Origin of the sequence: Pedomonas sp. (assembly GCF_036515995.1) — a bacterium.
GTDB lineage: Bacteria > Pseudomonadota > Alphaproteobacteria > Sphingomonadales > Sphingomonadaceae > Pedomonas.
Window position 1 is genome coordinate 22,446 of sequence record NZ_DATBUP010000265.1, and the last position, 18,232, is coordinate 40,677.

The following is an 18,232-nucleotide window of genomic DNA, read 5'->3' on the forward strand; positions in this document are numbered from 1 at the left end:
AGTCTTCACAAGCCGCAAACGCGGCATTCCGCTACGCAACACGATCCAGTTGCTGATGCATCGCATAAGCCTGGCCGAAGCGGTTTCCGAGAAAGACCGGCAGCGGAATGTCTTCCTGCCGCACGAAACCTTTATCCGGCAGATCGCCCGCCGCCAGCATATCCAGTACGGCGCAGATGGCACTTGCCGTTGTCACTTGGATCGCCGCCCAGTGCTTGCCGTTCATGAAGCGCGGATAGATGCGGTTCGCATAGCTTTCCTGCATCAGACGCCCGTTACGACGGCCCGAAGCCGTGGCAAAGACAATCACCACGTCCTGCTCGGTCACCGGTACGGCATTCTCCAGAACCTGCTTGAACAGTTCCCGGTTCTGTCCGAGACGAAGATCGTGGATCAATGTCCGCATGATGTCCCGATGGCCGGGATAACGGATCGTCTGGTAGCTGAGGTGACGCACCTTGCCAGAGAGCGTATCCGCCAGCGTACCCAGGCCGCCCGATGTGTTGAACGCCTCGAACGTCATCCCGTCGAGCGCGAACCGCTCCACGTTCTCCAGAGCCGGCAGCAGTGTCAGCTTGCCGTCCACGATCGCTTCGCACGGCTCCAGATATTCATTAATGACGCCTTCAGTGGACCAGGTCAGATTATAGGTCAGGCTATTCGTCGGAAACCGCGGCAATGCGCCCACCCGCAGACGCAATGTGTCCAGCTCGTCAAACGTATCGGCCAGATGCTTTCCGACGATGGCGATAAAGCCCGGCGCAAGGCCGCACTGCGGAATGAGCGCCGACTTGGCGGTCAGGCTTAATTCCTTGACCAGTTTGGTCGATGCAACGTCCTCGGTCGGGTCGAGGTAATGAACGCCCGCCGCATGAGCGGCGCGGGCAATCCGAGCAGTTATATGATAGGGCGCAGCGGAAATGACCGCGAACCGCCCCTTCAAGGCACCTGCAAGAGCAGCTTCGTCGGTCGCGTCGAGTACCAGGCGGTCAACGCCATCAACCGCTGAGATACGGGACAGTGCCTTTTCGCAGCGGTCCGCAATCGTAACGCGATAAGCACCGGTTGGTAGCAGCAAAGCCGCGATCATCTCACCGATGTTGCCCGCGCCTACAACCAGAATATCGCGCATGGATCCACCCCTTTTCTACCTACGCTTTAAAGTGGATATTACGGCTCAGCCCGGTCGAAGTGTAGCACCAGCCTGCACAATTCGCTCGACAATTTCCGGCAAACTGTTCAAGTATCCGTCATTATGACAGATGACTCGCTCGACACTCGCCTGATCGAACTCCTCATGCAGAACGCCCGTCTGCCAACGGCGGTGCTGGCGCGCAAACTGGGTGTCGCTCGCTCTACCGTGCAGGCGCGGATTGACCGGCTGGAAGCCACTGGGGTGATTACGGGATACTCTGCGCGCCTGGGCGCTGCAGATACGCGGGTACGCGCTCATGTGTTGATTGGCGTTGCGCCGCAGCAGCAGGTGGCCGTGGAAGCAGGCTTGAAGCGCATCAGCGCCGTTGTCAGCCTGCTGTCTGTCAGCGGTCCTTACGACCTGATTGCCGTGGTAGCAGGGCCCACCACACACGATCTCGACATGGCTCTGGACCAGATTCGCACCATCGACGGTGTTCGCGAAACCATGTCATCCATCATTCTCAGCCGGAAGTTCGAGCGGGGCTGATAAGGTCCAGCCTCCGCCCGAAAGCTCCACCTGGAAACGGGCTCAGCGTTTCTCGTCGCTATGGCCCATGTTGTCGGCGGCGAGGCTCGCCCGCGCAGCGGCCAGCGCCTCCTGCGCCAGGTCATCAGCCAGGGCAGTATTTGCATCCACCGAGCCCTCCATCACCGCTGCCCGGCAGGCCAGCGCCATGGCGAGGGCCTGAATCACATCGCCGTTGGTTGCGCCCATGGCGTGAACTTCACGGTCCAGCGCATCCAGCACCACGTCGAGAATATCTCCCACCTGCCCCGGCGCATTCGTCAGCGGGTGCAGCGGAAAGGAGAAATTGATGTTGCGGCCCTCTTCGGACCAGATGGAGTAGACGAGGCGGTTCTTCTCTGGCGCCATGATGTGTTCCTTTGGCCGGAGATTCACTGTTTCCGGCCGCCAAGCAAGCCACGAACGATGACAGACTCTAACATTGCACCTGACCGTCCGCTGCTGGCAGCATAGAATTTTCATCTCAATCCCGCCACGCTTCGGCTCGTCCACTCACTTTGTCGCGGAACCTTTCGGCATCAGCATTCCGCCATGTTGACCGCCAGACCGCCTTGCGATGTTTCCTTGTACTTGGAAGACATGTCGAGCCCGGTTTGGCGCATGGTCTCGATCACCTTGTCGAGCGGCACCATATGAGTCCCGTCGCCCAGCATCGCGAGTCGCGAGGCATCAATCGCCTTGATCGCACCCATGGCATTGCGCTCGATGCACGGAATTTGCACCAGTCCGCCCACGGGATCACACGTCAGGCCCAGATTGTGCTCCATACCGATTTCTGCCGCGTTCTCGATCTGGGCGTTGGTACCGCCCAATGCAGCCGTCAGCCCCGCCGCGGCCATCGAACAGGCGACCCCCACCTCTCCCTGACACCCCACCTCAGCGCCGGAAATTGAGGCGTTGCGCTTGAACAGCGCGGCGATTGCTGCCGCCGTCAGCAGGAAAGTGCGAAAGCCCTCCGGACTGCTGTTACAGAACCGGTCGTAATACCGCAGCACGGCCGGGATGATGCCCGCCGCGCCGTTGGTGGGAGCCGTCACCACCCGACCGCCTGCTGCGTTCTCCTCGTTCACGGCCATGGCCCAGAGGTTCACCCAGTCCATGACCGACATCGGATCCCGCAAGGAGCGCTCCAGCCGGTCCTGCAACTTCTGATAAAGCGCCGGTGCCCGGCGCGGCACCTTGAGGCCGCCCGGAAGCACGCCTTCCTCCCGGCAGCCGCGGGAGATACAGGCGTCCATGACCTGCCACAGTGCATCAATTCCGGCTTCCACTTCGGCCCGAGGGCGCAGCGCCGTCTCGTTCGCCATCATGATCTCGGAAATGCTGAGCCCCGTCTTCTCGCCGATTGCCAGCAAATCAGCAGCCGTATTGAACTGGTACGGTAACACTGCATGATCCTCGAGTGGCGCGTTCCGTCCCGCCTCCTCCTCGCTGACGACGAACCCCCCGCCAATCGAATAGAAAATCTCTCGGGCAATCGGCTCACCATTTCGATCAAGGGCAGTAAAGCGCATCCCGTTCACGTGGTAAGGCAGCCGTATCTCGAACTCGAATATCAAGTCTGCCTTAAGATCGAAGGGGATGTCCTGTGTGCCTGCCAAACGCAGGCGCCGCTCCGTGCGAATGCGGCTGACCGCCGGTTCAATGATCTCGGGATCAATTACCTGCGGCAAATGCCCTTCAAGACCGAGCAGGACAGCACGATCCGTCGCGTGACCAAGGCCCGTCAGTGCCAGGGAACCGAACAACTCCGCCTGCACCCGCGCAACGGCATCCAGCTGGCCGCTTTGCACCAGACCTGCAACGAACCGCGCCGCCGCCAGCATGGGTCCGACCGTGTGCGAGCTGGACGGCCCGACACCCACTTTAAAAACATCGAAAAGGCTCAGAAACATCGGCGTCTGCCCTCGTCCCTATGGTGGAACAGCCGGGGATTCACAGCCCGCACGGCCAATTTTTCACGCGCGCTTTTCTCCGGTGCACGCTTTACGCCTCAACATAAGGTCTGCCTCGCAACTTGTAAGAACCACAGGTTGCGAAACAGACCTCAAACAGCGTTGCAGCCTGCCTACACCTTGGGCAAGCGTGTGCCTCAGCACACAGCAATGCTTCACTTCAGGTCAGCAAAGCCCTTACCCTCTGCCACCAGCTGCTCCAGCAGCGGGGACGGCTTCCACCAACGCTCGCTGACTGTTGCAGCATAGCTCCGGATTTTCTCCAGCGCCGCCCCAAGGCCGATCTCGTTCTCCGCCCAAAACATCGGGCCACCTCGGTAGGCCGGGAAGCCGTAGCCGTTCACATAAACGGTATCGATGTCGCTGGCACGGTAAGCGATGCCTTCTCGCAGAATTTCACACCCGATATTCACCATGGCGAGGAAGCAGCGCTCGACGATTTCATGATCGGAAATGTTCCGCGGAGTAACGCCGAATTCCGCCCGCACCTCCTCGATGATTTTTTGCGTCACCTGAGAGGGTTTCGGCGTGCGGCTGCCCTCGTCATACTCATAGTAGCCCGCGCCGGCCTTCAGACCGGGCCGGCCCATTTCCACCAGCCGATCCGCCACGCGGTAAGCCTTGGGCTCATACTCGTCCGCCGACATCTCCTGCCGTGACCGGTAGGCGATATCCTGTCCAGCCATATCGCCCATTTGCAGCACGCCCATCGGCATGCCGAAATCGTACAGCGCCTTGTCCACCTGGCTTGGCGTTGCGCCCTCCAGCACCAGCAGGCCTGCCTCGCGGCGGTAGCCTTGCAGCATGCGATTGCCGATAAAGCCGTGGCAGTTGCCGGTCACTACGCCCACCTTCTTGATACGCTTGGCCAGCGTCAATGCTGTAGCCAGCACATCCGGCGCGGTTTTTGCGCCCCTCACGATTTCCAGTAGCTTCATTACGTTGGCGGGCGAGAAAAAGTGCAAGCCGATCACATCCTGCGGACGAGACGTAAATTCAGCAATCGCGTCGATTGAGAGGTAAGAGGTGTTGGAGGCAAGAATTGCACCCGGCTTCGCCACTTCATCCAGCCGGGTGAAAACCTGGCGTTTCACCCCAAGCGTTTCAAACACCGCCTCAATGATAAGATCGGCATTCTTCAGCTCGCCATAGTCCAGCGTCGGCCGGATGAGCGCCATACGCTCCTCCACCTGTTCAGCCGTCATACGTCCACGCTTTGCCGAGCTCTCATAATTTTTGCGCACGGTGGCAAGACCGCGTTCCAATCCTTCGGCGCTCACCTCAAGAATGCTCACGGGAATTCCAACGTTGGCGAAATTCATAGCGATGCCACCGCCCATTGTACCCGCGCCAATAACTGCGACGGACGTTACCTCGCGCTCAGTTACGGTCTTCGGCAAATTGGGAATCTTAGCTGCCTGACGCTCCGCGAAAAATACATGCTGCAGCGCCTTGGCCTGGGGATGAGCAAGGCATGAGAGAAACAACTCCCGCTCTTTTGCCACACCTTCTTCAAACGGCAAGGTTGCCGCCACTTCAACCGCATCAATGATCCGCTGCGGAGAATTCAGATTGCGCTTCTCCCTGGCCGCCTTCTGGCGTTGTTCTTCAAAGTAGTTTGCTGGCAATGCCGCCAGATCGATGATTTTTTCGCTCACGCGCGGCAGCGGAGCGCCCTCCACGGACTTCTGCTCGGCAAACGCAATCGCCTCGCCCAACAGGTCACCATCCATCACCTTGTCGATGATGCCGAGCTTGGCCGCCTGCTTTACGGGCACCGCATCGCCCGAAAGAATAAGCGGGAGTGCCTTCTCCACACCGATAAGGCGGGGGAGCCGCTGCGTACCGCCCGAACCCGGCATCAAGCCCAGCTTCACCTCCGGCAGGCCGACCTTGGCATCGAAAAGGGCCACCCGGTAGTGGCAGGCCAGTGCAATTTCAAACCCACCGCCAAATGCCGTGCCGTGAATGGCGGCAACCAGCGGTTTGGGAAAGGCGTCCAGCGCCGCAATCACATCCGGCAGGTAAGGCGGCTTCTGTCCGGTCTTAAATTCGGCAATGTCGGCCCCGGCCATGAAGGTGCGTCCGGCGCAGGCCACTACCACCGCCTGTATGTCCTCGTCTGCCGCTGCTGTCTTCAGGCTGTCGACAATGTGCAGGCGCACGCTATGGCCGATGGCGTTGACCGGCGGATTACCCACCAAGATGACACCAACCTTGCCGTGCTTCTCGAACCGTCCTGACATCACCTCATTTCTCCCTTTCCCGGCCTTGCCCTAGGGCGCGGCCACACATCAACAATACCCGAGGCGGAATATCTTTCCGGTCGAACTGCGCCGGCAGCGTGCCGCCTCAAAACATGGTGAGCCCCAGCCAGTCCGCCACGAGCGCGGGCTTGTCCTCACCCTCGATCTCGATCGTGACCTCCATGCAGAACGCGATGCGACCGGGTTTACTGAGGTCCACAGTCTTCAGGCTGAAGCTCCCCCGCACCCGTTTGCCGCTGCGCACCGGGCTCAGAAAACGCACCCGGTCGTAGCCGTAGTTGAATCCCATCGTGATCCCGTCCACCACCGGCATCACTTCCTCGGCCAGGGTCGGCACCAGCGACAGGGTAAGCTGGCCGTGGGCAATGGTGCCGCCAAGCGGCGTTGCGCGTGCCCGCTCTTCGTTCACGTGGATAAACTGAAAGTCCCGGGTCACCTCCGCGAACTGGTTGATCCGGGCCTGGTCCACCAGAAACCATTCAGATACGCCAAGATGCTTGCCCTCAAGTGCCTTGAACTCATCCGCGCTGATCGTCATGCCGTGTCTCCCCCCCCCCGCCCTTCGGACCTCCAAAAGGCATTACTTGCGAAAGCGCTGAGCTTATCGCGGGGCGGCAAGGCTACAAGCCCGGAGAACGGCCCCGAATAGACCGTCCGGTCGTTCTATTATCACGTCCCGCGCGGCTTGGCACGTGTTGTTGGCGGCGCGGCAGCAGGATCGTCCGGCCATGGGTGCTTGGGGTAACGCCCTTTCATCTCGGTCTTCACGGCGGCCCATGAGCCTTTCCAGAAGCCCGGCAAATCCTTGGTGGTCTGAATGGGACGGTGCGCAGGCGAGAGCAGCACCAGCGTCAACGGCACCTTGCCGCCTGCAATACTGGGGTGCTTGGTCAGGCCGAAGAGTTCCTGCACCCGCACCTCGACGGCCGGACCGCCCGGTGCAGCATAATCGATGGCGTGGCTGGTCCCGGCGGGCGTCGACAGCCGGTCCGGCATCAACTCCTCCAATCGGCGCTTGGCATCCCATGGCAGGAAGGCAGCAATCACGCCGTCTAGATCATCAGGCGAGATCTCGCCAAGGCGCATCTTGCCGGAAAGCATGGGACCGAGACCGTCCTCCCAATGGTCGAGCAAGGCCGCATCTGAAAGGTCCGGCCACTGTTCGCCGTCATGAGCGCGCATGAAGGCAACACGCTCTCTCAGGCGCGCCTGTCCTGCCGTCCACGGCAACCGGCCGAGCCCGTCCCGCTGAAAAACGCTGCGCCAGCTCGAGGCCAGTACGTCCGGATCGGGCTTGGGCAGCACCTTCTCGCCCAGCACCAGCTTGCCGAACCGGCGCACCTGCCGTGCCCGCAAGGCGCCGCTTCCCGCATCGAAGCGAACATCGGCCACTTCTGTTACATGGCCCGGAAACAGTTCAGGCAACTCCGCAGGGTCCAGCGGCGCTGCGAGCAGAATGCGGGCCCGGTCCGCGGCTCCCGTCACCACGGCAACGGCGAGCCCCGCCTCCCCCGCCAATGCGTCGGTTTCATCGAGCAATGCACCGCGGCCGTTTGCCAGAACGAAGCTGCCGCGTTGTCCGGGACGCCCCATCGCCACCCGGTCCGGATAGGCCAGAGCGAGTACCCTTCCAGCGTCCTCAGGATCCGATTCCGTGGCATCTGCTCCGGCCATCCTGGCCCAGCGGCGGGCCATCTGCCGCGCCTGCTCGGCCCGGCCACCCCGCTCCCGCCGCCATCTGGACAGGCGATGACGCACGTCAACATCATTGCCGCCCAGCCCCTGCTCGCCCAGCAGCACGGCAATCTCAGCCGCCAGCAAGCCCTGCCCTTGCTCGGTCGCCATTACCACCATGTGGGCGAGACGTGGCGCAAGCGGCAACTTGGCAAGCCGGGCTCCGTGCGGCGTCACCTTGCCAACGGTATCGATGGCATCCAGCTCGCTGAGCAGCTCTCGCGCCTCGGCATAGGCGGCTGCCGGCGGCGGATCGAGCCATGCGAGGCTGTTGGGATCGCTCACGCCCCATAGGGCCAGATCCAGCGCCAATCCGGAAAGGTCAGCCTCCAGAATTTCAGGCCGGTCGAACGGCGGCAGAGCCCGGGTCTGCCCCTCCTCCCACAGCCGCCAGCAAACGCCCGGCTCCAGGCGTCCGGCACGACCGGAGCGCTGGACAACCGCCGCCTGGCTGGCCCGCTCGGTCACAAGGCGCGTCAGCCCCGTGCCCGGCTCGTACTTCGGCTTGCGGGCGAGACCGGAATCGATCACCACCCGCACACCCTCGATGGTTAGGCTGGTCTCGGCAATGGATGTGGCCAGCACTACCTTGCGCCTTCCCGGCGCGGCGGGAGCTATGGCTGCACGCTGCGCGCCTGCTTCCATCGCGCCGTAGAGAGTGTGCACATCCGTATCGCCTGGCACGCCCTCCTCGCGCAGCATGGTGGCGACGCGGTTGATCTCGCCCGCCCCCGGCAGGAAGACGAGGATCGAGCCTGTTTCCTCTCGCAGAGCGGCCCGCACTGCCCTGGCAACCTGCCCATCTATTCGCAGGCTCGCATCATGTCCCAGATAGCGGATATCGACCGGATAGCTGCGCCCTTCGGACCGGATCACCGGAGCATCGCCCAAGAGGCTCGCCACCCGTGCGCCATCCAGCGTTGCGGACATCGGCACCAGCCGTACGTCCGGCCGCAGCACGCCCTGAGCCTCCAGCGCCAGCGCAAGGCCAAGGTCCGCATCCAGCGAACGCTCGTGAAACTCGTCGAACAGTACGGCGGCAATGCCGGGCAGTTCAGGGTTATCCTGCACCAGCCGGGTAAAGACACCCTCGGTCACGACTTCAATACGCGTCTTTGCGCTGACCCTTGATTCGAGTCGCACCCGGTAGCCAACCGTGCTGCCAACCTGCTCGCCCAGCGTCTCCGCCATGCGCGTGGCAGCGGCACGAGCCGCAAGCCTGCGAGGACTGAGCACAAGGATCTTGCCGTCTGCCGCCCACGGTTCGTCCATCAGAACCAACGGCACACGTGTGGTCTTGCCTGCACCCGGCGGGGCCACCAGCACAGCGTTCGAATGATCGCGCAAGGCTGCGGTCAGCTCGGGCAAAACCGCATCGATTGGCAGGGAGGTCATGGATCGGACGTCCGGACGCGCAGCCGGCGGGCGTCAGAACGCCCGCGCGATGGCGAAATCCACGGTTTCGATCAGGCAGTCCTTGGCCTCGCCGTCCGGGAAAGCCGCCAGCGATTCCTTTGCCAGTTGCCCGTAATGGCGGGCACGGCCCAGCGTATCGCTGATCGAGCCGTGACGGTTCATGATGCAGATCGCACGGTTCAGGTCATCATCGTCCTGCTTGAGACGACCAATGGTGCGACGCCAGAACTCGCGCTCTTCCTCGCTGCCCCGCTGGTAGGCCAGAATGAGCGGTAGGGTGACCTTGCCCTCACGGAAGTCGTCGCCAACCTCCTTGCCCATCACGGCAGCATCAGAGGCGTAGTCCAGCGCATCATCCACCAGTTGGAAGGCGATGCCAAGGTAGCGGCCATAGGCTTCCATTGCCGCTTCGCTCGCCTCATCCGCTTCCATGATTGCGGCCGCAACCTGGCAGGAGGCCGCGAACAGGACGGCAGTCTTTGCCGTAATGACACCCAGATAACGGTCTTCGGTGGTTTCCACATCGCGAGCGGTGGTCAACTGATCCACCTCGCCCTGCGCCATAATGGCAGCGACGCGGCTGAGAATGCTGAGAACGCGCAGCGAGCCGTCTTCAACCATCAGTTCGAACGACCGGCCGAACAGGAAATCGCCCACCAGCACGCTTGGCTGGTTGCCCCAGATGATGTTAGCGGTCTTGCGCCCACGGCGCAGGTCAGAGCCGTCCACCACGTCATCATGAAGCAGCGTTGCCGTGTGAATGAACTCGACAGCGGCAGCCAGGGCATGGTGCCGGGTGCCTTCGTAGCCTAGCAACTTGCTGGCAGCGAGCAGCAACATCGGGCGCAGCCGCTTGCCGCCCGAGGCGATGAGGTGGCCCGCCAGTTCCGGAATCATCGCAACCGGGCTTTGCATCCGCTCGATGATGATCTGGTTGACGGCTTCCAGATCCTGCCCAACCAGCGCTTGCAGCCGGTCAATGTTGGGCGCCTTGGCGATATCTGCCCGCAAAGGTTGGATGCTTGCTGTCACACCGTCACTCCATAGATCTTAGCAGCAGCGTGTAGCCATGGTTTTCATCGAAGTCACGCGACAACCGCATTCCAGCACGTCTCATACCGGCAAAAACAGGCCCTCGGGTTGACTTCAGGCTCAAGCGGTCTAGCTCTGCTGACCTTTCCAGTACGGTTTTACCGGAAGCTGCCCACCGTCAATGCGTCAAACTCGTTATATTGCCCTCTAGCAATGCTGCTCCGATCAGATACAACGCCCTGAACGTCCAGTAGCAGACAGGCCCGTCCAATCCGGGGCAAGGTGGCGATTCGCCGCAAAAGCCTCAGAATCTGGTCAGGACCATCTGACAGGACGTAATGCCGGCCCTATGGCCTACAAGCAGGGAGCACGCAATGGACGAAACGCTGGCAGCCTACCGCGAGAGCATCGACAACATTGATGCCGCCCTTGTCTACCTTCTGGCCGAGCGCTTCAAAGTGACCCAGAAGGTTGGCGCCTACAAAGCCCGGTCGGGCCTGCCGCCCGCTGATGCCAACCGCGAATCTCAGCAGGTCGCCCGCCTGCGCCGTCTGGCGCAAGACGCCAATCTGGATCCCGAGTTCTCCGAGAAGTTCTTGCGCTTTATCATTGACGAAGTGATCCGTCACCACGAGCAGATGCAGAGCAAGGACGGGTCGAGCGCATCCTGACGTAGCGCTTGCGCCGCACGGAATTCAGACTATCTGCCACACGTCCGAAACAACTTTACCGTTGGAACGTATGGCCTTGAGCGAGTCCGCTGATTGCTCATTGGCGGATTCGCTCGGTTCGTAATGCTACAGTTAAGTATCGAAAGGCCTCTTCATGACCCATCACAGGCACAAGCTGCTCATCGGCGCCGCAGCGATGCTGGCAATGACAGTATCTCTGGCCGGGCCTGTCCATGCAGCTGATGAAGACCCGTTCGAGAAAACCAACCGCTCGATCTACAAGTTCAACGATACTGTGGACCGGGCCGTACTCAAGCCTGTGGCCAAGGGGTATCGGGCCATCGCTCCGAAACCGATCCGCAAGGGCGTTTCCAATTTTCTCAGCAACCTGCGCGAGCCGTTCACCTTTGTGAACGCCTTGCTTCAGTTCAAGCCGGACGTTGCTGCCAATGCACTTGGCCGCTTCCTGATCAACACCACCATTGGTGTCGGCGGCCTGTGGGACCAGGCGACCAAGCTGGAAGTCTATGAACAGCGCGAGGATTTCGGCCAGACGCTCGCCACCTGGGGGGTTCCGTCCGGTCCTTATCTGGTCATTCCCTTCCTTGGGCCGTCGAACCCGCGCGACTTCCTGGGTGACGTGGTGCTGTTCGTTACCGACCCCGTGGACATCGTCGTCACCAAGGAGGTCGGCAACGAGGCTTCCTACGGGCTGCTCGGCGCACGTGTCATCGACCTGCGCGCCAATGCCATCGACACCATCGACCCGCTGCTCAATACAGCGGACGACCCGTACGTGTTCATGCGCTCGGCCTACCAGCAGAACCGGGCCTTCGCCATTTCCGACGGCAAGATTTCAACGCCCTCCGAGGAAGACGACATTTTCGGTGACGAACAGCCGATGCCCTCGGACGTCCTGACGCCGCAGAGCACCGTCCCTGCTGCACCAGCCACCCCGGAACAGGCCCCGGCGCCGGAAGGAGCAGAGACCCCGCCAGCCGTTCAGGCTCCGGCCAACGATCCGGCCGCTGCTCCAGAGGCAGCTGCGCCCCAGGCTCCTGCATCTGAACCGAGCACAGCGGATCCGGCCATGGTGTCCGAAGCCGCCGACCCGGATACCGATACTGCTCAGGAACTACCGGCCGCCGCATAACGGCAACGCCTGCGAACTGGCCAAACTCCCGCCGCGCTCAGCCCGGCGGGAGTTTTCATTTGGGGCCACCTTCGCACGTTTGTTTCGTGGTCCACGCCCATACTTCGGTTAATGCAAGCCGCCCAGATCTTAACGGTGACTGTTTGCAGACCGTTAACGCGGATTTCCTATTCTTGCGTCCATGGTCCGGAGAAGTGTCAGACGCGCTGACACCGACATGCAACCGATTGACCGGGGGATCGCCATGCGCCTGGGACGTGCGGTAAGGTTTACATCATCGCTGAACATGCCCCGCCCGCTCGCACGCGTCAGGCGTTTGCTAGCCAACAGTCGCGGCAACACCATTCCCATTGTCGCCTCCGCTCTCGTGCCGCTGCTGGGCGTCATTGGCGCGTCCGTCGATGTCGGCTCGGCCTATATGGTTAAGTCGCAGTTGCGTGCAGCGGTCGATGCCGCTGTGCTGGCCGGAGGCACGATCACGGGCGATACCGAACGGCGCAATCAGGAAATCGATAGATATTTCAAGGCAAACTTCCCGGACGGCTACATGGGCACGACCGTCACGCGGTTCGACATTACGCCCGAGCAGGCCCCCAACCCGGCCGACGCCGACATCGTGAACCTCCGACTGGAAGCTCAGGTGGCGTTCCCCACCTTCTTCCTGCACATATTCGGCGACAAGCTGGCAACGCTGGATCTGGAAGCAAAGGCCGAAGTCGCCACCGGCAAGAAGATCAACGCACTCGAGGCCATCCTTGTGCTTGATAATACCTATTCCATGGCCAGCAGCACGGGTGGTCAAACAAGGATTCGCGCACTACGCGATGCGGCCAAGACGTTCATCGATACCGTTTATGCCGGCGACTCCGACACCCATGCGAACATAGCGATCGGGATTGTTCCCTATACAACCACCGTAAATACCGGCTGGCTGCTGAAGGACCAGTATATCCACAAGATGCCGCCGTTCACAGACGGGCGCCCGACATCCACCAACAGGCTGCGCTGGGCCGGCTGCGTTGAGGCCGCCTATACGATTCAAGACATCTCGACGCCCACCACCTATATGAATGATGGCGCGCATGATACACACGCCCGCACACCCGGAACAGGCGGAGTACCGTTGTTCATGCCGCAACTGGCTCCGCCGCTTTTGCCGAATAATCTTTACAAGATCAGCACGCCAAATAATGGCATTTGGAAAAGGATGTTGATCGCTTGGTACCATGGACCCAAGCGGTTGGCTGGGCAAAGCATCCTAAAAAGCAATGGTGATATAGACACCAGCCTGCTTCGAGCGCGATCTAACGGTGACGTAACCAGCTCGCGCGGTGCAACGACCTACTCAAGTTGGGACAACGTGGGCACTTGGAACCCCAGCACTGATACGTCCAACTCTCCCAATGTCGACTGCCCGGCCGAAGCACTGCCACCGACATGGGGCGCTTCTCCTGCAACTCTGAAAACTTGGATCGACAACAACAATCATGCCGTCCGGCCCGGTTGGGGCACGCACAGCAACTTGGGAATGGCGTGGGCCTATCGCATGCTGCGAGCACCGCACCTGTTCAAAAATATTGTGCCGGACAATCCAAACGATAAGCCCGAAGTCGAGGCGATCATCCTCATGACCGACGGAGAGATAAATTATTTATCGCAGAACAACGACAATTTGACTGGCCTGGTTCGTGATGTGACAGACGACCAGGGCCTACCCCTCCAAATCGGCCACGGCCTTTACACAGCATACCGTTTGCCGCGACAAAAAGCCCTCACAGACCGGTTGCCAAGTGATGTGGTGGCAGCTGAGAGGCAAATGTCCCATCGCTTACAGATGGTCTGCGAAGCTGCGCGTAAGGATGGCATCCGCGTTTACACTATCGCGTTCGCCATTAGTTCAACGGACACGATTACGCGCAATCTATACCGAACCTGCGCAACCAGCCCGCGCTATTTCTTCGACACTGCAAGCCCGGAGGCGTTGAAAGATGCCTTCCGCATGATTGCCGTCGATCTCGTTCAGCTGCATCTGGTCGAGTAGCGGAGCGCATCGATGAAAAAACTGCTCCGCGCCCTGCGCCGTGATCAGTCGGGCACATACTCAGTCGAGTTCGCCCTCGGCTTTCCGATCCTCGCCATGCTGCTCCTCGGCGGCTTCGACTTGGGTTACCAGACGTTGAAGCAGGCCAGCCTTGTTGGCGCAGTGCGTGACGCCACGCGCGATGCCATCACCAAGTCCGCCGGTTGCTCGGAGGACCGCGCGACCCTGATCGAGACGGAAATCAAAGACGTCATGGCGGCGTACAACGTCGACAGGGATAGCATCACGGTCGAGGCCCGCTCCTACGCCAATGGCTTCGGCTCCGTCGGCAAGCCCGAACCGCTGACGCTCGATGTGAATGGAAACGGGCGCTACGATCCTGGCGACTCCTTCCTTGATATCAACGGCGACGGCCAGTGGTCCGAAGATCAGGGCAAGAGCGGGGATCTGGGCGGGCCGGGAGACGTCGTCGTCTACCGCGCCGAATTCAAGGCCGAGACGCTGTTCCTCAACTTGCCGCTTCTTGGCGGCAAGGAATGGATGACCCTTTCAGCCAGCACCGTCGTGCGCAACGAACCATACGAGTGCGAGGCCTGAGCATGAAGAGGCCCTGCCCATGATGATTGCGCTGAACAGGCTCATCCGCCGCCTGCGCGGGGACGAGCGCGGCCTCAGCTTTGTTGAACTCGCCTTCACGATGCCGGTTCTCATTCTCCTGCTCACCGGCGGGCTTGAGCTGGCCAATTACACCATGGCGCGGATGAAGGTGACGCGTGTCGCCACCATGCTGGCGGACCTTACCGCTCAATCCCCCGTCGGCGTGCTTGAAAGCCAGATCACCGACCTGTTCCTGGCCGCCAACATGGTCACGAGCCCGATGGACATTCTTGGCGATGGCCGCATTTACATCACCGCTGTTCGCGGCGGCGGGACGAAGGTTGGAAATTCCATCCTGTGGCAGCGGTGCGATGGTGACAAGGTGACGATTCCCAGCAAGATCGGCTCGTCCGACAACAAGAATGTCGTGCTGCCGCTGAATATTGCCCTTGAGGAGAATGCCATCACCGTCGTTGCCCAGGCATCGATGATGTATGAGCCGCTGCTCTTCGACGGGCTCTTCAACGAGCGAGAACCGATCACCCACGTCGCGGTTTACATGCCGCGCTCCCTCAGCTTCGGCGTCATCACGGCAGACGGCAGCCCGGCCAAGAGCAACTGCGGCACCAACGTGACGCAGTATAACGCCAACGGATACCCGGTCTGACACAGTCAGAAGCCGCACGTTCCCGCCTCACAAATCCCTCACATAAAAAACAGGCCCGGAGCGAGGGCTCCGAGCCTGTTTCTGTACCCAACTGATCCGCCGTTAGCGGGTCAGCTTCTTGTACGTGATCCGGTGCGGGCGGGTTGCCTCCTCACCGAAGCGGCGGATGCGGTCTTCCTCATACGCCTGGAAGTTGCCTTCGAACCACTCCACGTGGCTGTCGCCCTCAAAAGCGAGGATGTGCGTCGCCAGACGGTCGAGGAAGAAGCGATCGTGGCTGATGACCACGGCGCAGCCGGCAAAGTTCTCCAGCGCCTCTTCAAGAGCACGCAGGGTTTCCACGTCCAGGTCGTTGGTCGGTTCGTCGAGGAACAGAACGTTGCCGCCCCGCGCCAGCATCTTGGCCATGTGGACACGGTTGCGCTCACCGCCCGAAAGCTGGCCCACCTTCTTCTGCTGGTCCGGCCCGCGGAAGTTGAACGCACCCACGTAGGCGCGGGTCGAGAACTGGTGCTTGCCGAAGTAGAACATGTCGTTCCCGCCGGACACCTCTTCCCAAACGTTCTTGTTCGGGTCGAGCGCGTCGCGGCTCTGGTCTACATAACCCAGCTGCACGGTGTCGCCGATGCGGATAGTACCCGCATCCGGCTGCTCCTGGCCCAGGAGCATGCGGAACAGCGTGGTCTTACCGGCGCCGTTCGGGCCGATCACACCAACGATACCGCCCGGCGGCAGGCTGAACGACAGGTTGTCGATCAGCAGCTTGTCTCCGAACGACTTGGTGAGGTTGTTCACCTCGATCACCGTGTCGCCCAGACGCTGCGGGGTCTGGATGAGGATCTGCGCCCGGCCCGGTGCACGGTCGGACTGCGCCTTGACCAGTTCGTCGAACGCCTTGATACGTGCCTTGGATTTGGCCTGCCGCGCCTTCGGGTTGGAGCGGATCCAGTCCAGCTCGTCCGAGATCGCCTTCTGGCGGGCCGCATCCTCGCGCTCTTCCTGCGACAGGCGCTTCTGCTTGGCTTCGAGCCATGCAGAATAGTTGCCTTCGAACGGAATGCCCCGGCCGCGGTCGAGTTCAAGCACCCAAGAGACCACGTTATCGAGGAAGTAACGATCGTGGGTGACGAGGATGACCGTGCCCTTGTACTCCTGAAGGTGCTTCTCCAGCCACGCCACGGATTCCGCGTCCAGGTGGTTGGTCGGCTCGTCAAGCAGCAGCAGGTCCGGCTTCTCCAGAAGCAGGCGGCACAGTGCCACGCGGCGCTTCTCACCGCCCGAAAGCTTGGTCACGTCCGCGTCCGCCGGCGGGCAGCGCAGAGCGTCCATGGCGATCTCCAGCTGGTTGTCGAGCGTCCAGCCGTCAACCGCGTCGATCTTCTCCTGAAGCTCGCCCATTTCCGTCATGAGCGCGTCAAAATCGTCGTCCGGACCCGGATCGCCCATCTTTGCGGCAATCTCGTTGTAGCGCTCGATGAGGTCGGCAACCTCACGAACGCCGTCCATCACGTTGCCACGGACATCCTTGTTCGGATCGAGCTCCGGTTCCTGCGACAGGTAACCTACGCGCGCGCCATCCGCGGCCCAGGCCTCGCCAGTGTACTCGGAGTCCAGCCCGCCCATGATCTTCATGAGCGTTGATTTACCTGCGCCGTTGACGCCGATGATGGCGATCTTGGCACCAGGCAAGAAGCTGAGCGTTATATTGTTCAAGACCTGTTTCCCGCCTGGGTAGGTCTTGGACAAATTTTTCATGACGTAGACGTATTGGTAGCTCATGGATGTCCTGATGTCTGGCAGCCGTTGTCGGGTTCAGATAGCGAACGTAGCGCCGCTTCACAACCCGAGAGGACGCCGCACCCTGCCAGAGGGGTCCTTGAGCCTGGGGGAGAGTACGCATGCGCACCTCTGATTCGACTGATCTCATTCACACGGCAATCGCCCGCTCCTTCTTTCTCGGCGCTCTGGCGGGCCTGATTCTGCTGGCGATTTGCCTGCTCGAGAACATTGCCAACCTCGGTTACGCCGTGCTGGACGGCGGCGCCTGGGCTCTGCTGGGCCTCGTTGGCTCATTTGGCATAGCCTTCGGCGCGCTTTCGGCAGCGGTATTGCTGACGGCTTTGTCTCTGGGCACCACGGCTCCGGCATTGCGCCCTGCCCGGTATCAGCACCGCAAGCAGCGTTCCGCCCTGCCCCGTCTGTAGACCTGGCCTGCCGGTCACCAGCATGGTCCGCAGATTGCTAGCATGCTGACCTAGGACTAGAATTTTCTGCTATTATTTTGCATGGCCCGCGCTAATCACTCGCTAAAGTTGAAAGACGCGGGATCGGACTGATGGAGCGTGAAGCAGGTGGCTCCGGTGTAGCATTACATCGTACGGAAGACTGCCAAACCGCAGGTGCTATTAGCATCGGCCTGCTGGGTGCAGTTGTGTTCGCTGCATCCCTGTTCGGTATTTATACACGCCCGGTCGGTTTCCTTGCTGTCGTCTGGCCGGCCAATGCCATTCTGCTCGGGTTGCTGGTGACCCGTCCCGCGCTGTCCAGACCTCTTGGCTGGCTTGCAGCCTTTGCCGGCTATTTTCTGGCAGGCCACTTGAATGGCGACCTTCCTGCCGCCAACCTGTGGATGACGGCCGCCAACCTTGGCGGGGTCGCAACCGGCTATTTCGGCTTCTCGCTCATGGATACGGAAGACCGCAGGTTGCGGCGACCCATGTCCATGCTGCACTTGTTTGTTGCATGCGCTTCGGCTGCGACCGTTGCATCGCTGATCGGCTGCGGCATGGGCCCGGTCATGCTCGACCGCTCCCTGCTGACCGGTCTGACTTACTGGTTTACTGCAGAACTGATCAATTACGCCATCGTCCTGCCCGTCATTCTGACCATGAGCACAGCTGCGGCAGCCGAGCTCGTCACCTCGCTTCGCCGCCCGCTGAAAGAAGTGGCCTTGCATCTTGCCCCTGCCGCCTCCCT

General features: G+C 61.2%; 15 protein-coding genes and 1 pseudogene. 8 read left to right on the forward strand and 8 right to left on the reverse strand.

Annotation, left to right across the window (positions count from 1 at the left end):
- Positions 1-31: 31 nt before the first annotated feature.
- The gene (locus VIG90_RS18940; RefSeq protein WP_331595081.1) at positions 32-1,132 is read right to left on the reverse strand and encodes a saccharopine dehydrogenase family protein; all 1,101 of its coding nucleotides are present in this window, start codon (positions 1,130-1,132) and stop codon (positions 32-34) included.
- Between the two features lie 123 nt (positions 1,133-1,255).
- On the opposite strand from VIG90_RS18940, the gene VIG90_RS18945 reads away from it, so the two are divergent.
- Complete coding sequence (locus VIG90_RS18945; protein WP_331595082.1) at positions 1,256-1,684, forward strand: Lrp/AsnC family transcriptional regulator; 429 nt, start codon at positions 1,256-1,258, stop codon at positions 1,682-1,684.
- A gap of 42 nt (positions 1,685-1,726) precedes the next feature.
- Here VIG90_RS18945 and VIG90_RS18950 read toward each other — a convergent pair whose 3' ends face one another.
- From VIG90_RS18950 to VIG90_RS18975, 6 genes are all read right to left on the reverse strand, one after another.
- Complete coding sequence (locus tag VIG90_RS18950) at positions 1,727-2,071, reverse strand: hypothetical protein (protein ID WP_331595083.1); 345 nt, start codon at positions 2,069-2,071, stop codon at positions 1,727-1,729.
- Positions 2,072-2,241: 170 nt separating this feature from the next.
- Positions 2,242-3,618: an L-serine ammonia-lyase gene (locus VIG90_RS18955; RefSeq protein WP_331595084.1), complete on the reverse strand. Its 1,377-nt coding sequence runs from the start codon at positions 3,616-3,618 to the stop codon at positions 2,242-2,244.
- Positions 3,619-3,833: 215 nt separating this feature from the next.
- Complete coding sequence (locus VIG90_RS18960) at positions 3,834-5,924, reverse strand: 3-hydroxyacyl-CoA dehydrogenase NAD-binding domain-containing protein (protein ID WP_331595095.1); 2,091 nt, start codon at positions 5,922-5,924, stop codon at positions 3,834-3,836.
- A 106-nt stretch (positions 5,925-6,030) separates the two neighbouring features.
- Positions 6,031-6,483 carry a MaoC family dehydratase gene (locus VIG90_RS18965; protein WP_331595085.1) on the reverse strand — a complete coding sequence of 151 codons (453 nt, stop codon included), beginning with the start codon at positions 6,481-6,483 and terminating at the stop codon, positions 6,031-6,033.
- A 131-nt stretch (positions 6,484-6,614) separates the two neighbouring features.
- Positions 6,615-9,074, reverse strand: coding sequence for an ATP-dependent helicase HrpB (gene hrpB / locus VIG90_RS18970; protein WP_331595086.1), 2,460 nt, complete (start codon positions 9,072-9,074; stop codon positions 6,615-6,617).
- A 33-nt stretch (positions 9,075-9,107) separates the two neighbouring features.
- Positions 9,108-10,127, reverse strand: coding sequence for a polyprenyl synthetase family protein (locus VIG90_RS18975; RefSeq protein ID WP_331595087.1), 1,020 nt, complete (start codon positions 10,125-10,127; stop codon positions 9,108-9,110).
- A gap of 374 nt (positions 10,128-10,501) precedes the next feature.
- Between VIG90_RS18975 and VIG90_RS18980 the strand changes: the two genes are divergently transcribed.
- The 5 genes from VIG90_RS18980 to VIG90_RS19000 all read left to right on the forward strand — a co-directional run bounded on the left by VIG90_RS18980 (position 10,502) and on the right by VIG90_RS19000 (position 15,256).
- The gene (locus VIG90_RS18980) at positions 10,502-10,798 is read left to right on the forward strand and encodes a chorismate mutase (protein WP_331595088.1); all 297 of its coding nucleotides are present in this window, start codon (positions 10,502-10,504) and stop codon (positions 10,796-10,798) included.
- Between the two features lie 154 nt (positions 10,799-10,952).
- Complete coding sequence (locus VIG90_RS18985; RefSeq protein ID WP_331595089.1) at positions 10,953-11,951, forward strand: VacJ family lipoprotein; 999 nt, start codon at positions 10,953-10,955, stop codon at positions 11,949-11,951.
- Positions 11,952-12,168: 217 nt separating this feature from the next.
- Positions 12,169-13,992: a TadE/TadG family type IV pilus assembly protein gene (locus VIG90_RS18990; protein WP_331595090.1), complete on the forward strand. Its 1,824-nt coding sequence runs from the start codon at positions 12,169-12,171 to the stop codon at positions 13,990-13,992.
- A 12-nt stretch (positions 13,993-14,004) separates the two neighbouring features.
- Positions 14,005-14,589, forward strand: coding sequence for a TadE/TadG family type IV pilus assembly protein (locus tag VIG90_RS18995; RefSeq protein ID WP_331595091.1), 585 nt, complete (start codon positions 14,005-14,007; stop codon positions 14,587-14,589).
- A 19-nt stretch (positions 14,590-14,608) separates the two neighbouring features.
- Positions 14,609-15,256, forward strand: a complete 648-nt coding sequence (locus tag VIG90_RS19000; protein WP_331595092.1) for a TadE/TadG family type IV pilus assembly protein — start codon at positions 14,609-14,611, stop codon at positions 15,254-15,256.
- A 102-nt stretch (positions 15,257-15,358) separates the two neighbouring features.
- Here VIG90_RS19000 and ettA read toward each other — a convergent pair whose 3' ends face one another.
- Entirely contained in the window at positions 15,359-17,035 is a 1,677-nt protein-coding gene (gene ettA, locus VIG90_RS19005) for an energy-dependent translational throttle protein EttA (protein WP_331595093.1), read from the reverse strand.
- Between the two features lie 119 nt (positions 17,036-17,154).
- Between ettA and VIG90_RS19010 the strand changes: the two genes are divergently transcribed.
- Both VIG90_RS19010 and VIG90_RS19015 read left to right on the forward strand, forming a co-directional pair.
- Positions 17,155-17,460, forward strand: coding sequence for a hypothetical protein (locus VIG90_RS19010; protein WP_331595094.1), 306 nt, complete (start codon positions 17,155-17,157; stop codon positions 17,458-17,460).
- Between the two features lie 131 nt (positions 17,461-17,591).
- Positions 17,592-18,232, forward strand: a pseudogene (locus tag VIG90_RS19015) (hypothetical protein); the annotation flags it as partial.